Here is a 23,289-nt window from a genome sequence, read left to right on the forward strand (position 1 = left end):
AGGGCAGGGGGTGTCGCCGGCGGCGGCCGGGACCACCCGCCGCAAAGCTACAACGGCGGAGGAACGCGGAGGTGACGGGGCGGTGCCGGTCGCCGCCGCCTCACGGCGGAGCGGTGTAGTCCCGCTCCTCGGCGAGGGCGCCGTCGGGGCCCCAGCGCCGGAAGGAGAGTTCGTCACCGGACGCGCTGAAGACCCGCTCCTGGGCGAGGCGGCCGTCGGGGTACCACGTGCGCCAGGCGCCCACGGCGCCGACACCCTCCTCGACACGGCCCTCGACCCGCGGCCGGCCGTCGGGGTACCACTCGCGCCACGGCCCGTGCTCGCGCCCGTCGCGGAAGGTGATCAGGCCGACGACCGCGCCCTCGGGATCCAGTTCGACCACCTCGCCGGTGTAGGGGGTCCCCTGGAACAGGACCGTGCCGTCCGGTTGCGGCTCGATCTGGGCGTCGGTGATCCGGTCGGGTGGTGTCATGCCTGGTCGATGTCTCCGGAGAGGATGCCGTCCTCGAACGACGGATGGCCGTGCGGGTAGTAGTAGCGCAAGTTGTTGGTGCGTGCGCCCTGGACGATGCGGGAGCAGTTGGCGCAGCACGGGGCGATCCGCGCCCCGTCCTCGAAGAGGGTGAACATGGCGTCGATCTGGAACTCGTTCAGGTCGATGCCGTTGACGTCGTAGCCGCGCGACCACAGCAGCGCGTTGAGGGCCTTGATCTCGGCGTGGCGGAGTGGGTGCGCGAAGTGCGGGAACGGCATGTGCCGGCGGCGGCTGGTCCGCGGGTACCCCGGGTCGGGGTAGCGCCCGCGCATCTGCTCGATGCGTTCGGCGATGAGCGGATGGACGTGCTCCGGGCGGATGAGGTCGCCGGGGTTTCCGTTGACCGCCTCGGCGACGACACCGCTGCGGCGGTCGAACACGACGGCGTTGACGGCGCCGTGGCGGCCGCCCAGTCCGTTGATCCTTCTGTCGCGGCGGTTCCGGGGGGTCCTCTGGATGAAGTCGCGCATGCCCTCGGCGCGCGCCTCGATGAGTCCGCGGACGTAGTGGGCCACCGGAACGCCGTCGACGTGAGTGATCAGTCCGTCCTCCCGGGTGAGGCGGTCCTCGGCGACGGTCTCGATGACGTGGGGCTGGCTGTAGTCGGGAGGAACCGCCCGCGGGGGCTCGGGGGCGGCCTGCTGCTGGGAGGCCTCCTGCGGGGCGGGCGCCTCCGCCGGTCCGGCGGTGGCGGGCTGCGGGTCGTAGGAGTACGAGGTGGTGGCGGGGTACTGGGAGTACTGGACGTCGGCGGGGTACTGCGAGTACTGGACGTCGGCCGGCGCCTGCGAGTACTGGGTCTCGGCGGGGTACGCGGGGTATTGCGCCTGGCCGTAGCCGGAGTAGTCGCCTTCGTCGTAGTCGGACGGCCCCGCCTCGGACGGCCCCGCCTCGGACGGGCCCGCCTCAGACGGTCCGGCCTCGGTCTCGGGCGGGTAGGCGTCGGCGCGCTCCCGGTAGGAGCGGGGACCGCGGCGGTCGGGGCTGTCGGAGCGCCGCCGCTGCGGGCGGGGCCGCGAGTCCTCCGCGCGCATGACGAAGACCTGCTCGCTCGTGGGGGAGGACGGCACCACGTCCTCGATCCCGTGGCGGTACAGGAGGTCGGCGACGACCTCCTCCACGGTCCGGGGCGCGTCCTTGCCCTTCTTGGGGTCGATGAGCGCGCTGAAGTCCGGCGTCCTCGGCGGATTGCCTCCCCAGGGGTCGTTGGGGTCGGCGTCCTCGGCCGCCGGCTGGGCCGGGGGCTCCTCGTAGTCGTAGAGGTCGGGGATGCCGTCGTCGGTGGTGTCGCCGTCGCCGGAGCGCTCGGCGGCGCCGGTGGTGTCGGGGGTGCCGCCGGCGGTGGCGGGACGCGTGTTTGCGCCCTGAGGGGCGGCGGGGGAGCCGCCGCGCCGGCCGGGCGAGCCGGAGCCGCCGGCGCGGTCGCCCCGGTCGCCCGTGCCGCCGCCGCGAGGCGAGGGAGGCGACGACGATCCGCTCGGGCCGCCCGCCGCCGGGGCGGGGGCGTCGTCATCGTCGGAATCGGTGTCGGAGTCGGACGCGTCGTCGGAGTCCTCGGAGTCGTCGGCTTCGGAGGAGTCGTCCTGGTCGCCGTCCTCGTCCTCGTCGCTGGAGGAGGCGCTGTCCTCGCCGCCGTCCTCGGCGGACGACTCGTCGGACTCCTGGCCGCCGCGCCCGTCCTCGGCGCCGTCGCTCTCACCGTCGGTGTCGTCCTGCCGGGCGGGCGCCGGCGCGGGCGGGTGGGAGGCGGCGGCCCGCGCGTCCGGGCTCTGCCGTGACGGAGCCGGGGCGGGCGTCCCGTCCTGCTCGGAGTCGCTCGCGGCGTCGCTGTCGGACTCGCTGTCGCTGGCGCCGTCGGCCGCGCCGTCCTGCCGCGTGCCGCCGCCCGGCTGCGGGGCCTGCTGCGGCTGCGGGCCCGCCGGGGACTGTCGAGGACCGGCCGGAGCGGACACGGGCCCCTGCTCGGCATCGGACTCCGAGTCCGACTCAGAGCCGGACTCCTCCTCGGAGTCGGAGAGGTCATCGGTGTCCGTGTCCTGTCCGCGCCCGTCCCGGGTACCGGGCTGCGCGGCTGCGGGCGGCTGACCTGCGGGCTGCTGGGGGGCGGGCTGCCGGGTGCCCGGCCCGCCGGTCTCCTCGGAGTCGGACTCCGCCTCCGACGCGGATTCCTCCTCGGAGTCGGAGAGGTCTTCGGTGTCCGAGTCGTATCCGCGCCCGTCCTCGGTGTCGGGCCGCGCGGCTGCGGGCTGCTGGGGGGCGGGCTGCTGGATGTTGGGCCGCTCGCCTATGGGCTCCTCGGCGCCGGACTGCTCGGTGGCCACGGGCGCCGGCGCGGGAATCTCGGTCTGAGTGTCGACGGGACCGCTGTCCTGCCCACGGTGGCGGTCGGTCTCCACGCCCCGGGGGGCGGGGGTCCAGTCCTCGGACGGCTGCCAGCCGGCGGGCACGGCCTCCAGCTCCACCCACCAGCTCGGGATGCCCGGCGTGACGTCGGGGACCCGGTGCACGGCGTGCACGACGAACGTCGTGCCGCGCGGGACCAGCACCTCGAACTCGTCGTGGGAGTCCCGGGGCAGGGTGTTGCGCACGTTCAGCACCGGATGCCCCTGCGGGACGCGGATGCTGTACTGGACGCGCAGGTGCGGGCGGACCGGCTTGGCCGCCAAAGCCGTGGAGGTGTACCTGGGGTCGGTGTAGGTGGTCCCCACCAGGTTGCGCATGGCGGCGTCGTCGTAGGGCGAGACACCGGGGGGCGCCGAGTCCGAGCCGCGGAACAGGATCAGCGGCTCGGGGGCGCTGCCGCGCCCGATCGCCCGGTCGATGTGCTCCACGGCCTCGCGCATGGACGGGGTGGCGTTGGCGAGGTCGGGGTCGCGCTCCAGTTCGCGGTTGATCACCGCCGAGCCGTGCGCGGCGTAGTAGCGCACGTAGGCCCGCTCGCGGTCGGGCAGGTCCGGGGTGGCCATCGGCCCGTCGAGGTAGGCCGACGCCTCCTCGTTGGTGGCGAAGGTGCGGTAGGGCACCTCGGCCGGCCGGTCGCCGACGGGGGAGTCGCCGGCCGTCTCCACGGTGGTGCCGTCCACCGCGCCCGTGTCCTGGGCGGGCGGCTTGGGCGCCGACTCCTCGCCGCCGCGGCCGGCGCCTTCGTCCTCGGACCCGCTCTCCTCGGCCGGCTCCTGGGCGGGGGCCTCCTGCTGGAGGGGCGAGGGCGCCTGCGCCGGGTGGGCGGCCGGGTTGAGCGCGCTGTTGAACAGCGCGACGATGTCCTGGCCGGGCCGCTCCTGCGGTGTCTCGGCGGCCCGGACCGGGTCCTCGGTGGCCGCGCCGCGCTCGGGGCTGCGGCCGCGCGGCGGGGTCGCTCCGTAGAGGTCGTCCTCGGACTCCGGGTCCGCGCTCTGCCGGGCGGTCCGGGGATCCGGGGCGGGGCGGGGGTCCGGGCGCGGGGCGTCCTCGTCGGAGGAGTCGGCGGTGATGGGCCCCTTGGGCGCGGGGAGCACGTCACCGCCGGACTCCGTCCCGTCCTGCGGCTGCTGCTGCGTCTCCGGCTGCGGCTGCGGCTGTGTCTGGGGCGCGGGCGGCTGGGGCGAGTGCCGCGCGCCGTCGCCCTCGGCCTCGTCGTCCGTGCCGCTGTCGGACGTGACGCCGTAGAGGTCGTCGTCCTCGGCGGTGTCCGCCTGCCGGTCGCCGGGCGGCGGCGGGGCCTGGCGGTGCCCCGACGCCGGGCCGCCGGCCCCGTCCGGGGCGGTGCCGCTGTCGCGCCCGCCGGCGCCGTCCTCCGCGTCGGTGTCGCCGCTCTCGGTGGACGGGGCGGAGGACGCGTTGAGCTGCTCCAGCGCCGCGCGGGCGTCGATCACCGCCGACTGCCACTCGTGCAGCCGCTGGTTGTAGGTCCGCAGCCGCTCGTTGAAGGCGCTCCGCTTGGCGGCGACGGTGTCGGCGGTGTCGGCGCTCGTGCCCGCGCCGTCGGGGCCGCCGGCCGTGGCCACGGCGAGGGACAGGTCGTGCGCGGCCTCCAGCAGGGCCTCGTCGGCGGCGGCGAAGTCCTCCTGGACGGCCGACAGGTCGCTGCGCCGGCCCGCGAAGGCGTCGATGTCGGCCTGGCTGATGATCCCCATGGCCAGCGCGTCGGACTGCGGCACCCACGCGGCCAGCCGGGTGGTGGTGTCGCCGATGAACGTGCCCTGCCCGGAGTCGGCGGCGGCCGCCCAGTGGCTGTCGAACTCCACCAGGTAGAACGGCTCTTGGCGGAGGCGGCTGGTGTGCGAGGGCGCCGACGTCGCCAGCGTCGCCGAGGCGGGGCCGCCGCTGTGGGTGCTCTGGGCCGCCTCCACGGAGGTGTACTGCGTGCCCGTGTGCACAGGGTCGAAGGTGGCGTTGGTGGTGTGGGCGTTGGCCGGGCCGCCGCCGTGGGCGGCGCCCGAGCTGCGGTTGTCGGTGTCCGTCCGCGCCGTGCTGTCGGTGTGGAACGCGTCGAGCGTCCCGACCGGCGCCACGTCCAGGATCATGCCCGTGCTGGGCACCGGGCTGGCTTTGAGCCCCCACGAGGTCGGCCCGAAGTCGAGCAGCGGGACCCCGCCCTCGCTGTCGGCGCTGAGGTAGAGCCCGATCAGCGCGTCGGACTTCAGGTGCTGGTCGATCGCCTCGTAGCGGGAGTCCAGGCCGAGCTTGGCGCCGTTGTGGTCGCGCGCGGCGGCGACGCCGGCGGGCGTGTACTCCCCGTCGCCGTCGACGTGGACGCCCGGGCGCGGTGTCCAGCCCAGCGAGCGGGCGACGACGACGTGCGCCAGGTCGCGGACCGCCTGCCCCTTGTTCTCGATCGCCGCGGGCAGGGCCAGCGCGTCGGGCGTGCGCTCGTCGGCGTCCTCGCCCTCCCAGCCGCTCAGGGCGGTCATGGGGTCCTCCTCGGAGGAGGTGACGTGGCCCGGGGGCACCGGCACCAGCGCGCCGGCGGTCCCGTCGGTGAAGACCAGGTAGGGCGAGGGGAACAGCGACTGGACGGTGCCGCCCGGGGCGGTCACCTGGACGCCGTTGGTGCGCACGGTCTCGGGGACCTGGAGCCCCACGGTCGCGCCGGTCGACTCGATCCGGAGGTCCAGGTGCACCACGGTGTCGTGCGACACCTTGGCGTAGGGCGTGGGGATGGCGAGCAGGACCGTCTGCGTCTCGGTGGAGGAGAGGTCCTGGTCGCGGCTGGACCCGCTGTTGACGGAGTGGGCGTGCGAGGGGCTGAAGGAGGAGGGCATGACACCCGAGGGGGTGTCGGCCGCCGTGTGGCCGTCCCCCCGGTAGGGCAGCGGCGTCATGAAGGAGAAGCCGCTGAACCCGGCGGTGGTGCTCGCCCCCTTGCCCTTGGACCGGGAGTGGGTCAGCGACCAGGTGTACTTCTCGCGGTACTCCGCCTCACCGCCGATGTAGGTGGTCTGCCCGGTGTCGGCCCAGGTGCGGCTGATGTTGACGGTGGCGTCCAGGGCGGGCGTGTCGGCGACGACCATGTTGTGGTTGACGCGGCGGACCTTGACCGGCACCGGCACCTGGGAGTTGGGGTTCTTGCCCAGGTGGGAGCGGAGCGCGTTGTCGAGGTCGTCGCGGCTGTCGGCGGTCAGCTCCAGCCCGTGGCCGGCCAGCCGCGTCGCAAGCGCGTCCAGCGCGGCGGTGGCGTCGGGCGCCCGGAAGGGGGTTCCGGCGTCCTCGAACCCGGGGCGCACCGCCAGGGCGTCGGCGAAGTCGCCGTCGGTCCCGCCGGAGGGCTCCCCGCCGGAGCCCCCGGTGAGGGCGGGCTGGTCCGCTGGAACGACCCGGGCGGGTCCGGCCGGCCCCGCCAGCCCGACCGCCAGCTCCGGCAGCAGCCCGCTGGCCAGGGCGTCCCAGGCGTGCAGGAACCCCGAGACCAGGTTGTCGGTGTCGGAGTACCACCCGGTGTAGACGGGGGTGCGGGGCCGGGTGGGGCCGATGCTCCAGTCCGGGCGGATCTCCATCGCCTGCTGCACGCGGCCCGAGGCGTTGAACAGGTAGGAGAACATCGGCTTGATGAGGTAGGACCGCTTCACCGAGAAGCCGCCCGCCGCGCCGTCGGACCGGATGCTGAGGTCCCACCTCCTGTCGAGGGTGGGCCCGGAGAAGAAGGTGGGGTTGAAGGTGGAGTCCACCGGGGTCTGGTTCGCCCGGTCCGGGGGGACCGTCGGCGCGGTCGACAGCGAGGGCGCCGCCGAGGCGCCGGTGGCGAACCGCCACGTCCGCGAGACGCCGGTGCTGAGGCTGAGCGGGGCCTCGCCCTCCAGGATCACCATCGCCTTCACCGGGACGAACGTCACCCCGGTGAGGTCGGCGGTGGTCTGCATGGCGACGCGGATGTGGTGGGGCGAGCGCAGGCCGCCGCTCATGTCCAGGTTGGTGCGGATCCCCGACAGCAGGTTGGCGGCGAGGTTCTGCTTGGACAGGGAGTCGGGGTAGAACCGCCGGCCGCCCTCGCTCTCCTCGGTGTGGTGGTCGAGCTTGCGGCTGAAGCCGTCGCGCAGCCCGCCCAGGCGGGGGCCGACCCCCTCCTTGGAGAACATCCGCGCGGTGGCGTCGATGAGGTGGACGTTGTCGGAGCCCAGCCGGTAGTTGACGTTGACGTCCACCACGACCGCGCCGGCGCCCACCAGCCGGTCGGTGATGGAGGGCGGCGCGGTGGTGCGCGACCCCTCCGCCCGCGTGTCGGACCCGCCGGTGCTCTGGAGCGCCGGGTCCGGGGCGCCCTGCGGCCGCGTGGTCGTGCCGCCCTGGGTGCGCACGGGCAGGTCGATCGCGGTGGGATCGGTCGCCGGGTCGGTGGCGCCGGCCTGCCGCCCGCTCGGGCCGCCGGGCGGCGGGGCGGTGATCGCGGGGCGGCTCGGGACGGCCGGCGCGCGCCCGGTGATGGCGCGCCGGGCGTCGGCGGGGTCCATGTCGCGGATGCGCCCGGAGTCGCCGGTGACGCGCGGTGCGTCCAGGCGGATGCCGTCGGGCAGCCGGGGTGTGGACGTCTCCAGCAGGGCGGGGACGGCCGTGCGCAACTGGTGGCCGCGCGACCGCACCGGGACCGGCCGTCGGCTCTGGCCGATGTCGTCCTTCTCGTAGAAGTGCGCGGTGAAGACCGCCGGCGCCTCCCACAGGTCGGACTTGCCGTCGAACAGCAGGGTCGCGGTGAAGGTGAAGTCCGTGCCCTGGCCCTGGCTGCGGTCCCGGCGCCAGTTGAGGGAGGCGCGCACCTGGCCGAACACGCCGCCGGGCGTGCGGCCGCCGCGCGCGTCCAGGCCGCCCGCGCGCAGGTTGCTGAAGATGCGGGCGCCGCCGGTCCACGACCAGGTCGCCCCCTTGTTGGACCCGCGGCTGGAGCTGGCCGCGACCTCGATGCCGGTGCTGCGGTCGGTGGTGCCCGCGTGCCGGAACGCCCCCAGGTCGGCGAAGAGGCGGACCGCCACGGTGTCCGGCTTGTTCAGGGCGGTGTCGGTCAGCACCACGAGCAGGCCGTCGTGCGGCAGTTCGACGTGTCCGGCCTTCAGCGTGGCCTCGGAGATCTCCTGGGCGACCTTCAGGGTGTTGCCCAGAGCCACCTGGAAGTTGCGGCGCAGCGGGGGCCGCTCGCGCGGGGACAGCGCCAGGAACGGCCGGCCGAGGTGGCTGGGCCGGTGGGTGTAGTCCGACTTCGTGCGGTCGGGCGAGGTGATCACCATGCCGGGCCGGTGCTCGGCGATCTCGTTGAGCAGGTTCTGGGTGACCCAGTCCGCCACCGTGCGGCCGAACTGCTCCAGCTCCTCGGGGGTGGGCGGCGCGGTGCCGTCGGTCGGGGCCGCCGGGAAGTACATGTGGCCGTCGGGCCAGGTGAAGGCCACCGGCATGGACCAGCTCAGGTTGGTCGGGTTGGGCGCCGCCAGGTTGGCGAACGGCGGCGTGCGGGTGGGGTCCGGCGTGTTCTGGGCGCCGCGCGAGGACTCGCCCGCCATCTGCGTCGGCCCGCCCGGCGGCGGCACCTCGGCGGACTTGATCATCCGGGCGTCCTCGCTGGTGAGGATCTCGGTGACGGTCCCGGTGAACAGGTGGGAGTCGCTGTCGCCGTAGAAGCGCACGTGGAAGTTGCGCCGCACGTCGTAGGCGGCCAGGTCCGGGGTGCCCCACAGCATCGGCGTGACCGAGCCGGTGCTGCCCTTGCTGCCGCCCTTGGAGAGCGCCCGGCCGCCGGTCACGTCGCCGTAGAGCGGCGCGACGCGGGTGGCGATCTCCGAGGTGGTCAGGGGCGGGGTGATGTCCAGGCCCGAACCGAAGTGGACGCTGAGCGAGGAGGTCTGCGACTTCCCCGTGCCGGTGTTCTTGGCGGTCCCGGCCATCAGCGTGAAGTCGTTGAGCTTGGGCACCACGGGCAGCAGGTTGTAGGTGGTCGGGGACGACCGGAACTCCACGACCTGCGGCACGTCCTTGGCGTCGCGGAACGTCAACTGGAAGGGGCCGGTGGTCATCTGCATGACCGTGTGCTCGATGTTCTCGTCGGAGAACGCGTCGCGGATCGTCGCGCGGTACTCCTCCCGCCGCTGGTTGAGGCGGTCGCGCAGCTCCTGGATGCTGTTGGTCACCCGACGCGGATAGTCGTCGGCCATCAGGTGGTCGAAGATGAAGTCGGCGATGGCGTGCTGGTCGGCCGTGCCGGGGGCGGCGGGCGGCTCGCCGGGGCGCGGCACCCGGGTGATGGGGCCGGCCTTGACGGGGTGGCTCTGGGTGATCCGCCGCGCGCCCGGCCCGGGGAAGGGACCGCTGCCGCGCCGGCCGCCGGCGTCGCGCAGGTGGGGGTCGGGCAGCGTGATCCGCTTGGGCGCGTCGGCCGGGCTGGTGCGCACGCCGCCGGGCACGTCGAGGTTCACCGTGAAGTGGCTGGTGTCCACGACCGGGGGGCGCCCCGGCGGGATGATCTCCATGGTCAGGGGGAGGTCGGCGGAGTAGGTGTCGGGCTCGCCGCGGAGTTCGACGCTGCGGGTCACACCCGCCGACTGGCTGACGTTGTGGCTGGTCGCGCGGGCGTGGTAGGCGCCGGTCACGCGGAACGTGCCGCGCCAGCCGAAGTTGCCGGTGAGCCCGTCGGGGGCGATGAAGAACGGCGTGATCAGGATGGCCAGGGAGGCGGACTTGTGGCCGCCGTGCGAGCCGGAGGACGACTGGGAGGCGGCCGCTCCGACCGACGTGGTCACCCGGGGGCGCGGCGCGCGGTCGGTGCGCGGCGCGGCGGGGGTGCCCTGCTCCGCGCCCGGCCGGTCCGCCGGGTGCGGGCGCCGCGACAGGGGCGCGGGCGGCTTGGGCTGGAGCCGGTAGGTGGCGCTGGGGTTGACCCGGAACTTGACCTCCCACGTGCCGCCGGGGCCCTCGACCTTCGTGCTGAAGCCGTTCGGCTTGAAGAACGGCCGGGGGTCCTTGCGCGCCTGCGCCCCCACGGCGTTGACGATGCCGGTGCGCGTGGAGCTGTTGCCGAACCTCAGCGCCTCCATGCGCTGGGTGATGTGGCCGGGCAGGTCGCCGACCTGGATGAGGTTGGGCCGGAACAGGTTGGAGGTCAGCAGGAAGCCCAAATCGACGTTGTCGACGGGAGGCTCCTCGGCCGTGGCGGTCGTACCCTCCGGGTCGCCGTCGCCGCCGGTCTCCTGGGGGCGCTCGGGCTGCTTGCCGCGGTCTTCGCGGTGGCCGGTGTCCTCGTCGCTGGAGTCGCTGGAGGACTCGTCGGAGTGGTCGGAGTCCTCGGGGGCGGGCTGCTGCTCCGGCTGCTGCGGGGACTGGTCCCCGGGCTGCTGCTCGGGTCGGCGCTCGGGTTGCTCGCCGGTGTCGGCGTCGGTGTCGGTTTCCTCGGCGGCCGATTCTTGCGGGCCGGCCTCCTCGGCGGAGGACTCCCCGGACTCCGGCGTCGGGTGGCGGACGACCGTGGCGGTGCTTTCGGCGCTTTCCGGGCTTGCCGTGCTTTCCGCGCTTTCGGCGGGCCCGGGGGCCGGCCGCTCCTCGGGCGCGGTCTCCGTGGCCGTGGACACGGTGGCCTGCCGCGGCGCCGCGTCGGTGTAGTCGAACGCGGCGGGCGCGGACTCCACGGAGTGGGTGGACCGCGCGTCGTCGGGCCGCCGCGTGGTGGCGCCCGGGGGCGGGGTCATCGAGCGGTCACCCGGACGGGGGCGGGTGGACGGCGCGCCGGTCAGGGCGTCGAGCGCGTCCAGGCCGTCGAGCCAGCGCGACAGCGAGCCGCCCGGGGGCGGCGGCGCCGGCACGGGCGCGTCCTCGTCGTCGGAGCCGTCCTCCTGGTCGGACTCGCTCTCCGCGTCGGTCTCCTCGGAGTCGGACTCGTAGCCGGCGTCCTCGGCCTCCTGGTCGGCGGGCGCGGGCCGCTCCTGCGGCCGGGTGTCCGGCGCGGTGTCCCGGTCGGTGCCCTGCTCAGCGGCGGGGCCGGGGACCGGCTGCCGCGTCTGCGGCGCCTCGCCCTCGCCGTCGGACTCCGACCCCGACTCCGACTCCGAGTCCGATGAGGACTCCGCGGACTCCGACGACTCCGGTCCGGAGCCCGGCTCCGACCCGCTGGGGTCCTGCCCGGCCTGCTGGGTCGGCGTGGCGCCCTGCTGCCCGAGTTCGGCGCGGAAGAGGTCGGTCAGCGTGTCGCCCATGTCCGACGGCAGGGACGACGCCGCCTCTGAGGCCGCGTCCGAGGCGGCGTCGCCGCTCGCGCGCTGCCCGGTGTCCTGTCGGCCGCCGCCCGGGCCGCGCGCGTCCTGCCGCCCGTCCCGCCCGTCGCCCTGCCGTCCGCCGTCCTGGCCGGGCGCGTCCTGACGGCCGCCGTCCTGCGGGGCGGTGTTCTGGGCACCGGTGCCCTGCGGCGCGCCCGCCGGGGTGCTTCCGTTCAAGCCCGGGGGCGGGGCGATCGGCGGGACGTGCGTCATGGCGACCGTCACGGTGCGGTCGCCCATGGTCGGCAGCGAGATGTCCTTCATCGCCTCGGGGTGCCGCGTGAAGGACGCGATCAGTTCAGCCACCGTCTGCGGCGGCGGGTCCGCCAGGAGCGGGGGCTTGACGAGGAAGGACAGGTCGGGGGCCTTGGGCGCGACCGGCTCCCACGGGAGCGTCGCGAAGCCGGACCGCTCGGCGCCGGGCTCCCCGGCCGCCGGCCCGTCGCCGTAGAGGCTGTCGTCGTACAGGCTGTCGTAGAGGCTGTCGACGTCGCTCTGGTCGGCCTGCTCGTTCTGCTCGGCCTGACCGCTCCGGTCGGCCCGGTTGGGCGATGTGGCGGGGCCGGTGTCGGCGTCGTTGGCGGACGCCGATCCGGTGCCCCTGCCGCCGTCCGGCGCGGCGGCGGGGGTCCGGCCGGCCGCCTCGGCCGGGGGCGCGGCCGCGGCGGTGTCGGTCGGCGCCGTCTCGCTCTGGGTCCGCAGCGGCGGGGGAGCCGCGTCGAAGTCCTGGGCGCCGCGGCCCGTCCCGCCGTCGAAGTACTCGGGTTCGTCGGCGAACCGGACGCGCTTGCCGCGCCCGCCGCCGCCCCCGTTGCCCTGGGTGTCGCCGTCCCGGCTGCTTCCGGCGTTGTCGCCGCCGTTGGAGCCGTCACGGCCGTCGAACCGGTCGGACCCGCTGCCGCCCCGGCCGTCCCGGTCGAAGTCGCCACCGGGATTCCGGGAGGAGCCGCCCGCGCCGTCGTCGGGTCCGCCGGAGGAGGTGTCGACCGTGCCGCCGTTGAGGAGCGACGTCGCCGCGCGCTCGGCCGCCAGCCAGTCGGCGGCCGCCTGGGTGTACTCCCGGCCGCGCCGGTCCGCCAGCTTCTCCAGCCGCTGGTACTCGCGGAACTCGGGGCTCTCGGCGGGCTTCCCCTTGGCGTCCTGCGTCGCCCACCACAGGTCGCGGCGCGCCGCCAGGTAGTCCTTCTCCGCGTTGGCCAGGGCCTGCTGCCGCACGGCGATCGTGTCGACGGCCCGCGCCGTGGCGGTGTCGGGCGGGCCGCCGAGGATGCCCAGCCGCACCGCGGTGTCCTGGGAGACCCACGCGGTGACCTTGGTGGTGGCCTCGCCGATGTGGGGGTGGGGGGTGCCGCCGATCATCTCGCCCAGGGTGGAGGGCAGGGCGGACCGGCGCTGCGCCGCGATCGCCCAGGCGGTGTCGAACTCCACCAGGTACAGCGGGCCGCTGTAAATCTTGAGCAGCTCCTCGGGCGGCTTGGGCGCGGTGGAGATGTCGTGCGCGCCGCCGGAGTGCGAGATGCGGGTGGCGTCGCCCGAGGAGTACTGGGTGCCCGAGTGGTGGTCGTTGAAGCCGCCCGTGGTGGCGTCGCCCAGCGCCGCGCCGCCCGTGGCGATCACACCGCCGCCGTGGTCGATCGTCGTGCCGCCGGACCGGCTCGGGGCGTGGGAGTCGGTGACGGAGCCGGTCGGCGCCACGTACAGCACCCGGCTGGAGCCGTAGTCGGGGCGGATGGCCATGCCCCACGACGTCTTGCCCTGGTCGTCGAAGCTGATGCCGCCGCTGGTGTTGGCGCTGATGAAGTGGGAGGGCAGCGCCGTCCGGCTCAGTTCCTGGCCGACCGCGTCCGAGCGCGGGTGGAGGTTCAGCCGGCTCTTGGCGTGGTCGCGCGCCTCGGTGATCTCCGCGTCGGTGTAGTGGCCGTCCGCGCCGTCCTGGGCCGCGTCGGTGTCGGGCTTCCAGCCGTTGGCCGAGGCGAGCACGGTGTACCCCAGGTCGAGCACGGCCTTGCCGTCGTTCTCGATCGCCACGGGGAGCAGGATGTCGGCCGAGGAGGGCGGCGCCTGCTGCTGCGCCGCTTCGTCGGTCCCGTCCTGCTGCGGGGGCGTCTTCCACCGCTGGAGCGCGTTCTCGGTGCTGTCGGCGCCGTCGTCCTGGGTGGTGCGGCCCGGGTTGGTTCCGGCCGAGGCGGTGCCGTCGCCGGCGGTGCCGGTGGTGTCGCCGCCGAACTGGAGGTAGGGCGCGGGGTAGACGGTCTGCACCCGCCCGGCCGAGCCGCTGGCGGTGATCCCGTCGGTGCGCACGTCCCTGGGCAGTTCCAGCTTGGGGCTGAGGCCGTCGCCCACGACCTCCAGCGTCAGCGTCAGGTCGTTCTCGGCGCCGAGCTTGGCGAAGGGGGCGGGCACGGCGACGACCACCGTGCGCGTGTCGGCCTCGGTGTTGGCGGCGGTGTCACTGTGGGAGGACGCGACGGTGGTGTCGTGGGGCGGGCTGATCGAGGACAGCGCCGCGGGCGAGCCGGTCTGCGAGCGGTGGTTGTCGTGGTCGGGGTTGGTGTCGGTGGTGTTGGGCACCATCGTGCCGAACCCGCCGACGCCCTTGGTGCTCATCGTCCCGTGGGTGTGGGCCGTGGTGGTGGAGAAGGTGAAGGACCGCGTCTCGCGGAACTCCGACTCGCCGCCGAGGTAGCCGACCTCGGGCGGGGCCGAGCTTCGGTTCGCCCGCACGTGGATGACGGCCGGGACCGACGGCAGCTCCATCGGCGTCTTGGGGAAGCTGGTGCGGTTGACGATGTGGCGGATGTCGACCGGGATCGGCACCCCGGAGTTGGGGTTGTCGGACAGGTGGGAGGCCAGGGCCTGGGCGAGCCGGGCGCGGCTGTTCCCGGTCAGCTCCAGGTCGTGGGCCGCGAGCTTGGTCTCAAGGTCGGTCAGCGCCGCCTCGGCGTCGGCGGGCCGGAACGTGATCCCGGTGTCGGCGAGTCCGGGCCGCACGTCCACGGACTCGGGCGGCGGCGGGACGTCGCGGGTGTCCAGAGGGCTGTTGCCGTCGGGGCCGGTGAACCGGTCCGGCACCAGGCGGCTCGACAGGGCGTCCCAGGCGTGCGCGAACCCGGCGAACAGGTCGTCGAACCGCGTCTGCCACCCGGTGTAGAGGGGCGAGCGGTAGAACGTGCCGGCCAGGTCGAGTTCGCGTGCGAACTGCGCTGCCTGGCGGATCAGCCCCGACCCCTGGATCAGGTAGGCGGAGTCCGTCTTGTGGACGAACGTGCTCTTGACGGTGTAGCCGCGGGCCGTGGTGTCGCCGCGGGAGCTGAAGGTCCAGGTCTTGGCGGCGCTGGGGCCGGTGAAGAGGGTGGGGTTCCGGGCGTCGCCCCGGGTGGAGTCGGGATCGTTGTCGGCGCGGTTGGTGTTGAGCGACGGCAGGTGGCTGCCGCCCACCGTGGCCAGCCAGGACCGCACCCGGCCCCGGCTCAGCCCGCTCCGGGCGGCGCCGTTGATGAGCAGCGTGGCCTCGGCCGGGACGGCGGTGGCCGACTCCACCACCGCGTCGGTGACGATCGTGGGGCGGATGGTGTTGTGCGACAGCGCCCCGCCGTCCATCTCCGGTCGGCTGACGATCCCGTTGAACAGGTTGGCCGCCAGGTTCTCCTCGGACAGCAGGTTCTCGAAGAACTGGCGCCCGGCGTCGTCCTCGCCGGTGAAGTGGTCGTACTTGCGCATGTAGAAGTCGCGCCGGCCGAAGTACCGGGAGCCGCCGAACTCCGAGGAGAACATGCGCCGGTTGAGGTCGAGCAGGGACGGCTGCGGGGTGGTCGCCGCGGAGTCGTCCGAGCCGGGAGCCTGGGCCGGGGTCTGCCCGCCGGTGTTGACGGAGAGCAGGAAGATTCCGGCGTCGTCCAGCCGGCTGTTGAGCGAGGGCGGGTTGGCGCGGCTCGTGGTGGACGAGGGGTCCGGGGCGGACGTGGTGTCCGTGGTGGACGAGGTGCCGGTGGTGGACGAGGGGTCCGGGGCGGACGAGGTGCCGGTGGTGGAGGAGGAGGCCGTGGTGGACGAGGGGTCCGGGGCGGACGAGGTCGCCGTGGCGGAGCCGTCGACCGCCGCGTTCTCCGGGATCGGCGGCAGCGCGGGGCTGTGCCGGCGGCCGCGGCCGTTGACGATGTCGCGCGCCTGGTCGGGGGTGAGCCGCTCGTAGGAGCCGGAGGGCCGCCCGGTCGTGCCGGTCCCGGATGCCGGGTTCGGTGCCGTGGTGCCGTCGGCCGTGATCGGGGTGATGTTGTCGGGCACGGGGCGCTTCAGCCGGGGCGTGGCGATCTCCATGCGGGCCTGGATGCCGCCGCCCAGCCGGTCGCCGCGCTGGCGCAGCAGGTTGGGGCCGTGGTAGCGCTTGGCGTCGTCGATCCGCGCGTTGAACGTGATGTCGCTGGACCACACGTCGGTCGTGCCGGTGAACAGCAGGAACGCGTCGCTGCCGTAGGAGGTGCTCAGCCCCTTGCCGGTGGAGGAGCGCCGGCCGATGGCGCCCCGCAGGTGCTGGAGGAACCCGCCGGGGGTGCGGCCGCCGGCGGCGTCGACGTCGCCCCGGGACACCGATCCGACGAAGCGGTAGGCCAGCGAGTTGGAGTGGCCGGAGCCCTTGCGCGACCCGCGCTGCGCGGAGCCGGAGATGCCGGAGCCGACGAACCGCTCGGTGGTGCCGGTGTGCTGGAGCGGGCCGACGTCGGCGAAGAGCCGGACCGTGACCAGTTCGGGTCGCTTGAACTTCTTCCCGGAGCGGAACAGGTCGCGGATGTCGAAGCTGGCCGACTCCTGGAGGTGGACGGGGAGGCCGTCGTGGGTGAGCTTGCTCAGGCCGCCCTTGAGGTGGGCCTGCTCGACCGCGCTGTAGACCCGGTTGCTGTTCTCCAGCGCGGTGGCGTAGTCGCGCCGGAAGGGGCGGCTCTCCCGCCCCCAGCGGGAGGTCCGGCCGCCGGGGCGGTGGGCGAAGTTGTCCTTGGTGCGGGAGCGGTCCGGAACGACCAGGCCGGGGTAGCGCTGGGCGATCGCCTGGAGCAGTTGCTGGCTGACCCACTCGGTGAACGGGGTGCCCTTGGCCGGAGAGGGGGACGCGTCCGTCGAGGACTGGGCGGTGGTGCCGGCGGCCGCGTCGTCGGTGCCGGTCGTCTCGGTGACGGTGGTGTTGGTGTTGGTGTTGGTGTTGGTGTTGGGGTTGGCGTCGGTGGCGGTGGTGTTCGTGTCGGCGCCGGGGGCGGTCGTGGTGTCGGCGCCGGTAGTGGTGCCGGCGGTGCCGGTGCCGGTGGTCTCGGTGGCGGCCGGTGCGCCGCTGAAGAACGGGTTGCCGTCGGGGAAGGTGATCGACTGCGGCGCGGCGAAGTGGAACCGCGTGGGGTGGTCGCCCCGCAGGTGCGGGAAGGGCGGCTCCGTCGGCGTCTCGGTGTCGGTGCTGGTGTCGGTGTCGGTGTCGGTGTCGGGGTTGGTGTCGGTGGTGGTGGAGCCGGTGTTGGGATCGGAGTCCGACGCGTCGGTCTCGGTGTGGGGAGCGGTGCTGTCGGCCGTCTGGAGCAGCCGGGCGTCGTCGGCCGTGAGGAGTTCGTAGGTGGTGCCGGTGAACCGCGTGGGCTCGCTGTCGCCGGTGAACTGGGCGTAGTAGGTCCGGGTCACCTCGTAGAGCACGGAGTCCGGCGAGCCCCACAGCATCGAGACCTGGGAGGCGCTGTCGGCGTTGCTGTCGCTGGTCCGGCGCGCGTTGTGGCGGAAGAGGTACTCGATGACGGCCGGGGCGAAGCGGAAGATGCGGTTGGGCAGCCGGAAGTCGGCGCCGCCGCCCAGCGTCAGCGTCCAGAACGACGTCTTCGCCTTGGACTCCGAGGTCGCGCTGTCCCGGCTGATGATGGTGCTGAACTCGTCCACCTTGGGCGGCGTGGGCAGTTGCCGGTAGGACGTCGGCGACGAGGTGATGCGCAGCGTCGTCGGCTTGCCCTTGGCGTCGACGAAGTCCTGGTCGTAGTACCCGGTCGACATCGTGTTCAGGTTGCCCTGGATGAGGCTGCCGCTGCGCAGCCCGTCGAGGGCCGCGGTGTTGTGCCGGGTGAAGTTCTTGGACGGCTTCGCCGGCTGCGGGGGCTTGGGGCGCCGCGTGAATCTGCCGGTCCTCGCGGGCGGCGTGGACCGGGCGGGGGCGGGGTTGGCGCGGGCCTGGATGTCGGCCGAGGACAGGCCCAGCAGGCGGTCGCGGACCCAGTCGGCGAGGCCGACGCCCGCGCCGCGGGCGGGCCGCCCGCCCTGGGCGCTCTCGCCGGCCCGGTCGGTCCGCCCGGTCTGGTCGGGCTGGTCGTCCTGTTCCGTCTGGCCGGACTGGTCGGTCTGCCCGGTCTGCCCGGACTGGTCGGTCTGCGAGGTCGGGTCGGTCGGCGGCGCCGAGGTGACCTCGCCGACGTACACGGGGTAGGCGCGGTCGATCGCGCGGATGCCGGGTCCGGGGACCTCCGTGGTTGCGGGGTCGCGCGGGTCGGCGAGGTTGATCTGCTCCGGTGCGCCCTCAGGGGTCGTGCCCGGCCCGCCGGGGACCAGCAGTTGGACCGGGGTCTCCCACGTCCGGGTGATCGGCCCGGTGTCGGCCTGCGTCGAGGTGTCGGCCGGGGACGGCGTGTCCGCCTGGGTCGACGTGTCCGACTGCGTCGACGGCCCGGCCTGGTCGCCGGTGGTGTCGCCGGTCTGGGTGGTCGTCCGACCGCCGCTGGTGCCGCCGGTCGTGTCCCCGGTGGTGCCGCCGGCCTGGTTGCCGGGCGGCGGCGCGATGGCCGTGGCCTGCGGCGGCGCCTTGGGGGTGAGCTTGAGGTCGACGGTCAGGTTGGCCTCGTAGGGCTCCGGCGGACCTTTCAGTTCGACGGAGGACACCTCGGTGCTGGCCCCGCTGGAGGTGAAGCCGGTGGCGCGGCTCCGGTAGCCGATCCCGAACCGGCCGACGGCGCGCACGCCCAGCGTCATCAGGTCCTCGGGCATCCCGGTGCCGACCGGGCCGATGTAGAACGGCGTGAGCAGGATGCCGATCCCGAACGACTTGGACCCGCCGTGCCCGCCTTCGTAGCTGTAGGCGGTGCTCGGGTTGCCCTCGGTCTGGGAGCGCAGCACCTTGGGGCGGCGGGTGGGCGGCGGCAGCGTCTGCGACATCGAGGTGACGCGGTGGTACTCGGCGTCGGGGTCGACGTGCAGGTCCAGCGTCCACTCCCCGTCCGGCCCCCGCACGGTGGCGGTGAACCCCTGCGGGGTGAAGAACGGCCGCAGGTCGCGCGACGCCTGCCGGCGGACCTGGTCCATGATGTCGGTGCGCATCTGGGGGGTGACGCGCGGGTCGGTGATGCCGGTGAGCTGGTTCTGGACCTGGTCCAGCAGGCCGGTGCTGTCCACGGGGTGCGTGCCGTACCAGTTGGACAGGAGCAGCGGGCCGAGCCGGGCCGTGTCGGGGAACGCGTCCCTAGCGAGTTCGTCGGCCGTCCGCGCCGCGTCCTCCGCCTCCCGCTGGGCGCGCCGGGCGGCGTCCTCGGCTCGCTGCGCGTCGAACTCGGCCGACGTGGCGAAGTAGTCGGCGTCCGCGGCCTCGCGCGCGAGGTCCCTCGCGGTCTTCCCCGCCGTGTTGGCGGCCTCCTCGGCCTTCTGCGCCGCCTCATCGGCCTGGTCCGCCCGCTCCTTGGCGGTGTTCGCCTGCTTCCGGTCGTCCGCGGCGGTCCGCTCGGCCGTCTCGGCTCGGGTGTTCGCCTCGTCGGCGCTGTTCCGGGCGGTGTTCGCGGTGTCCCGGGCCTGCCTGGCCTGCTCCTCGGCGGTGTCGGCCCGCCCGGACAGCTCCTGGGCGTGGTCGAAGGCGGTGTCGAGTTCGCCTTGGACGCGGGCGATGTCGTCGGGGCCGATGCCCGACCGCGCCCACTCCTCGGCGGCCTGCCGGTCGGCCTCGGCGGCGTCGCCGTCATGCCGGCCCGCCTGGTCGCGCAGCCCGGACACCTGGGCGGTGAGATCGGCGATGTCGCGTTCGAGGTCGGCGATGCGGGGGTCGGCCTCGGGGGTGTCGACGTCGCGGGTGTCGGTGGCCTGCGCTTCGGGAGCCCGCGGAGCCTCGGGGGAGTCGGCGGTGTCCTGGGCGGGGGCCGTCTCGGTCGCGGGCGGGGCACCCTGGGTCTCCGGCGGCGCCGACGACTCCGGGGACTCCGGCGCCGCCGGGGGCTCCTGGGGCGCCGGCCGCAGGTCGGAGAGCTGCTGCTGGAGCCGCCGCACGTCCTCACCGACCCGGTCGGCCTGGGACCGAAGGCCGGCCGCGTCCGCGCGGGCCTGCTGCGCTCGCGCCTCGTGCCGCTGGGCCGCCGCGGCGGCCTCCAGGGCGGCGCGCAGGGCGGCGGCGTGCCCGGTGGCCCGGGTGTGGGCGTCGTTGGCCTCGGTGCGCAGGTCGCCGGCATGGGTGCGGGCGGCGTCGGCCGCCTCCTCAAGGCGCGTGGCCTCGGTGTCGGCGTTGTTGGCGGCGGTGCGCAGCCGGCCGGCCTCGGCGGTGGTCTCCCGGGCGGTCTCGGCGGCCCGCCGGTACTCCTCGGCCCGCGTCCCGGCCGTCTCCCGGGCGGTCTCGGCGGTGGTGCGCGCGTTGTCGGCGGCCGTCGCCGCCCTGTCGGCCCTGTCGGCCAGGTCGTCGGCGTTCGCCCGCTGCTCGGTCGCCGCCTCGCGGGCGTCGGCGGCGGCGTCGCGGCTCTGCGTCGCGGCGGTGCGCAGTTCGTCGGCCTTGGCGCGGGCCTCGGTCGCCCGTGTGATGGGGCTGTCGTCCGCGTTGGTCTCCGGCTGCCGGCCGGAGTTCTCGACCGGCAGGATGACGTCGTCGGGGGCGGTGCCGGTCTGCTGCGGCGGCGGGGGCGGCGGCGGGGCGGAGCCGAAGGAGCCGGTGGTGCCGCCGCTGTCGCCGGCCGGGGCCTGCGGGTCGGGCTGGACGGTCGTCTGGGTGGACTGCTGGGTGCTCTGGGTGCTCTGCTCGGAGCCGCCCTGCTCCCCGCCGGTGTCCCCGGTGTTCCCGGTCGTCTCCCCGCTGGTGGTCGTGGTCGTCGTGGAGGACGTCGCCGGGAACTCGCGCAGCTCGGTGGAGTCGGGCACGAACGTGGCCAGGACCAGTGGCGACTGGTTCAGCGCGTCGGGCAGCGGCGGGAAATGGGAGCGCAGCCCCAGCCCCTTGAGGAAGTCCTGGACGATGTCGCCCGACCTCGGCAGGCCGTCGCCGCCCTTGCCGCTGAGCGTGCCGAAGTCCGGCAGCGCGGGCGGCTTCTCGCCGAGCCCGCTGAAGGACGGCAGGGGCTTGCCGTCGAGGTCCAGCGCGCCGAAGGGCGGGGCGGGGGCGTCGCCTGTGGACGTGGCGGGGACCTGGCCGTAGTCGTCGTCGTAGAGGCCGCCGAAGTCGTCGGTGTCCTCGGCCGCGCGGTCCTGCGCGGGCGGCGGAGTCGGGGCCGGGGTCGGCGCCTGCTGGTCGGAGGCCGTGATGGGCGCGCCCTGGCGGTCGCGGCCGTAGTAGGAGCCGCCGGCGGGAGGGTAGCCGTCGTCGGGTTCGTTGAAGTTGCCCCACGCGCTGAAGATCGGGATCTCGGTGTTGAGGTTGATGGGCAGGGGTGTGGTCTGCCAGGTGTCGGCGCGGCCGAGGTCGGCGAGGAACTGGGCGATGGGGTCGGTTGAGGTGGTGAAGCCCTTGGGGCTGAGCCCGGAGAAGTCGGGGACCTTGGGGTGGAGCGGGGAGAGGTCGAGGCCCTCGGGCTTCCCCCCGAACGGGGCTTCGGTGGTGCGGGGGTCGGGGTTGGTGAAGGCGCTGTCGTCGTAGTCGTAGAGCGACAGGTCGAGGTCGTCGGCGGTGTTGTCGCTCTGGGGGGAGGGGGAGTCGGCGGCCGTGTCCCGCGCGGGCTGTTCGGCGGGGGTGGACTCGTCGCGCTCGGCCGCGGCCGGGTCCGGGTCCGGGGCGGTGGCCTCGCTCTGCGCGGGGGGTGTGTCGGCGGCGGTGTTCGGTGGCGGCGAGGGGGCGAACTCGTCGTCGTATTCGGCGGTGGCGGGGGCGGTGGTGGTCTCCTGGCCGTTGGTCGACTGGGTGTCGACCTGGGGGGAGTCGGTGAGGAGGTCGGCGGAGTCGCGGCCGGGGGTGTCGGTGCCGCCGGTGAGGGGGTCGGCCGTGGGGCTCTGCGGGGTGGTCGGCTTGTTGCTGTTGCTGTTGCTGTTGCTGTTCGCCGGGTTGTTCTGGGGCTGCGGGGGCGTGCTGTTCTGAGCGGGTGCGTCGGGTCCGCCGAAGGCCACGGGGGCGGCCACGGGCGTCGCGTTCGGGTCGGGCGTGCCTGAGGTGTCCTCCACCCCGGTGGGCCGGCCGGAGACGTTACCCGCCCCGTTGACGGTGTCGGCGGTCCCGTTGAGAGAGCCGCCGTCCAGCGCGCCGAGGCCGTCGGTGCCCTTGCCGTTGAGGACGCTGAAGTCGGCCAGCACCGGCGGTTTGCCGGTGTAGTCCTGCCCGCCGTTCACGCCGTTCACGCCGTTCGCGCCGTTCACGTCGGGTGCGGGCAGGGGTGCGGGCGTGGGCGCGTCGTCGCCGAGGTCGTGAAGGCTCGCGTCGTCGCCGCTCACCGACCCCTCGTCGGGCACCAGGTCGGGCACGTCGTGGAGCGCGGGCACCTCACCGCTCTCACTGCCCGTCTGGCCGCCGGTGTCGGTTTCGCCGCGTGTGTTGGGGGTGGGGGAGGGTGCGGCCTCGGGTGTGGGGATGTTGGGTTGGGCGTTGGGCGGGGTGAGGTCGGTGTCGGGTGCTTTGGGCGGGGTGAGGTCGAGGTCGGGGGCCTCGATGCCGTCGATGTCGCCCAGGTCGGCGCTGTCGGGTGCTTCGGGGCGGTCGGGGCCGGGGGCGCCGTCGAATCCGGGGGTGTCGTCGCCTCGGGGGGATCCGCCGCGCCCGCCGCCCGGCGCGTTGTCGCTGTCGGATCCGGTGGTGCCGCCGGGCACGGTGGTGTTGTCGGTCCCGGTGGCCGTGTCGCTGCCGGAGGTGGGGACCGGCTCGGGGACCGGGGCGATCTCCGGCGGTCCTTTGAGGGCGTTGATGGTGTTGACGGCGCCGTCGACGGCGAAGGTCTGGATGGTGGCCTGGGAGGCGCCGGCGGTGGCGGAGTAGCCGTTGGCCTTCCAGCCTTCCTCGGTGAGGGCGGCGTTGGTGACGCCTTCGCCGACGTAGCCCTCGATGGCGCCTGATCCCGCCCCGAGTCCGAGGTTTTGGACGTAGAAGGGGGTGCTGCGGAGGAAGGTGGGGACGTTGCCGTTGAGGGCGTGGGGGACGTCGTTGGCGAGGTGGTTGCGCACCGGCGGGGGCAGGCTGTCGCCCAGCACGTCGTCCAGGCTGCGGGTGAGGTCGTTGCGGCCCCAGTTGCGGGCGAAGGCGTCGGCGTAGTTGTTGCCGAGGTCGCGGGCTGCTTGGTGGCCGATGTCGTTGCCGAAGTGGCGGGCGAAGATGTCGGCGAAGTCGTTTTTGAATTCGGTGACGGCGGCGGGGTTGTCGAAGGGGCGTTTGCCTTCGATGCTCGCGAAGGCGGCGGCGAGGTCGTCTTGGTATTTGGAGAAGACCTCGGCCATGTCCCGGTTGATGTTGGGGACGTCGTTCGGTCCGACCTCCGGCTTGGGCACCGTGTTCGGCGTGGGCTCCGGCTTGGGGTTGGGGACGTCGGGCCCGGGAGCCGGGGTCGGGTCGGGTTCGGTGCGGGTGCCGGGCGGGGGCGCCTCGTCGATCTTGGGCGGCGGTGCGGTGTCGATGCGGGGCGGGGGCGGGGTGTTGAGGAGGTTGTCGATGTTGTTGCGGAACAGGTTGCGGATCTGGGCGCTGGTGAGGTGGTCCACCCCGAAGGACAGGCCCGCCGAGATCAGGCCGGAGAGGCCGGCCCCGCCGTGGGCCATGTGGGTCATCTTGTTGTCCCAGCCCTTGCGGACCCCGGCGTCGATCTGGGCGCGTTGGATGATGGAGTCGGCCGAGGCGAAGAGCTGCTCCATGATCTGGTGGCCGGGCGCGGTGAGCAGGAGCCA

Annotated in this window: 2 protein-coding genes; both read right to left on the bottom strand. The window is 74.5% G+C overall.

Annotated features, from left to right (window positions below; genetic code table 11):
- Positions 1-100 precede the first annotated feature (100 nt).
- A complete protein-coding gene (locus tag LG943_RS25430) occupies positions 101-472 on the bottom strand; it encodes a toxin-antitoxin system YwqK family antitoxin (protein WP_270074907.1) in 372 nt (123 codons plus the stop codon).
- A complete protein-coding gene (locus LG943_RS25435; protein WP_270074908.1) occupies positions 469-23,256 on the bottom strand; it encodes an ADP-ribosyltransferase in 22,788 nt (7,595 codons plus the stop codon). Before LG943_RS25435 ends, LG943_RS25430 begins: the two co-directional genes overlap by 4 nt.
- Positions 23,257-23,289 lie beyond the last annotated feature (33 nt).

The organism is Streptomonospora mangrovi (genome assembly GCF_027604915.1).
Taxonomy (GTDB): Bacteria; Actinomycetota; Actinomycetes; order Streptosporangiales; family Streptosporangiaceae; genus Streptomonospora; species Streptomonospora mangrovi.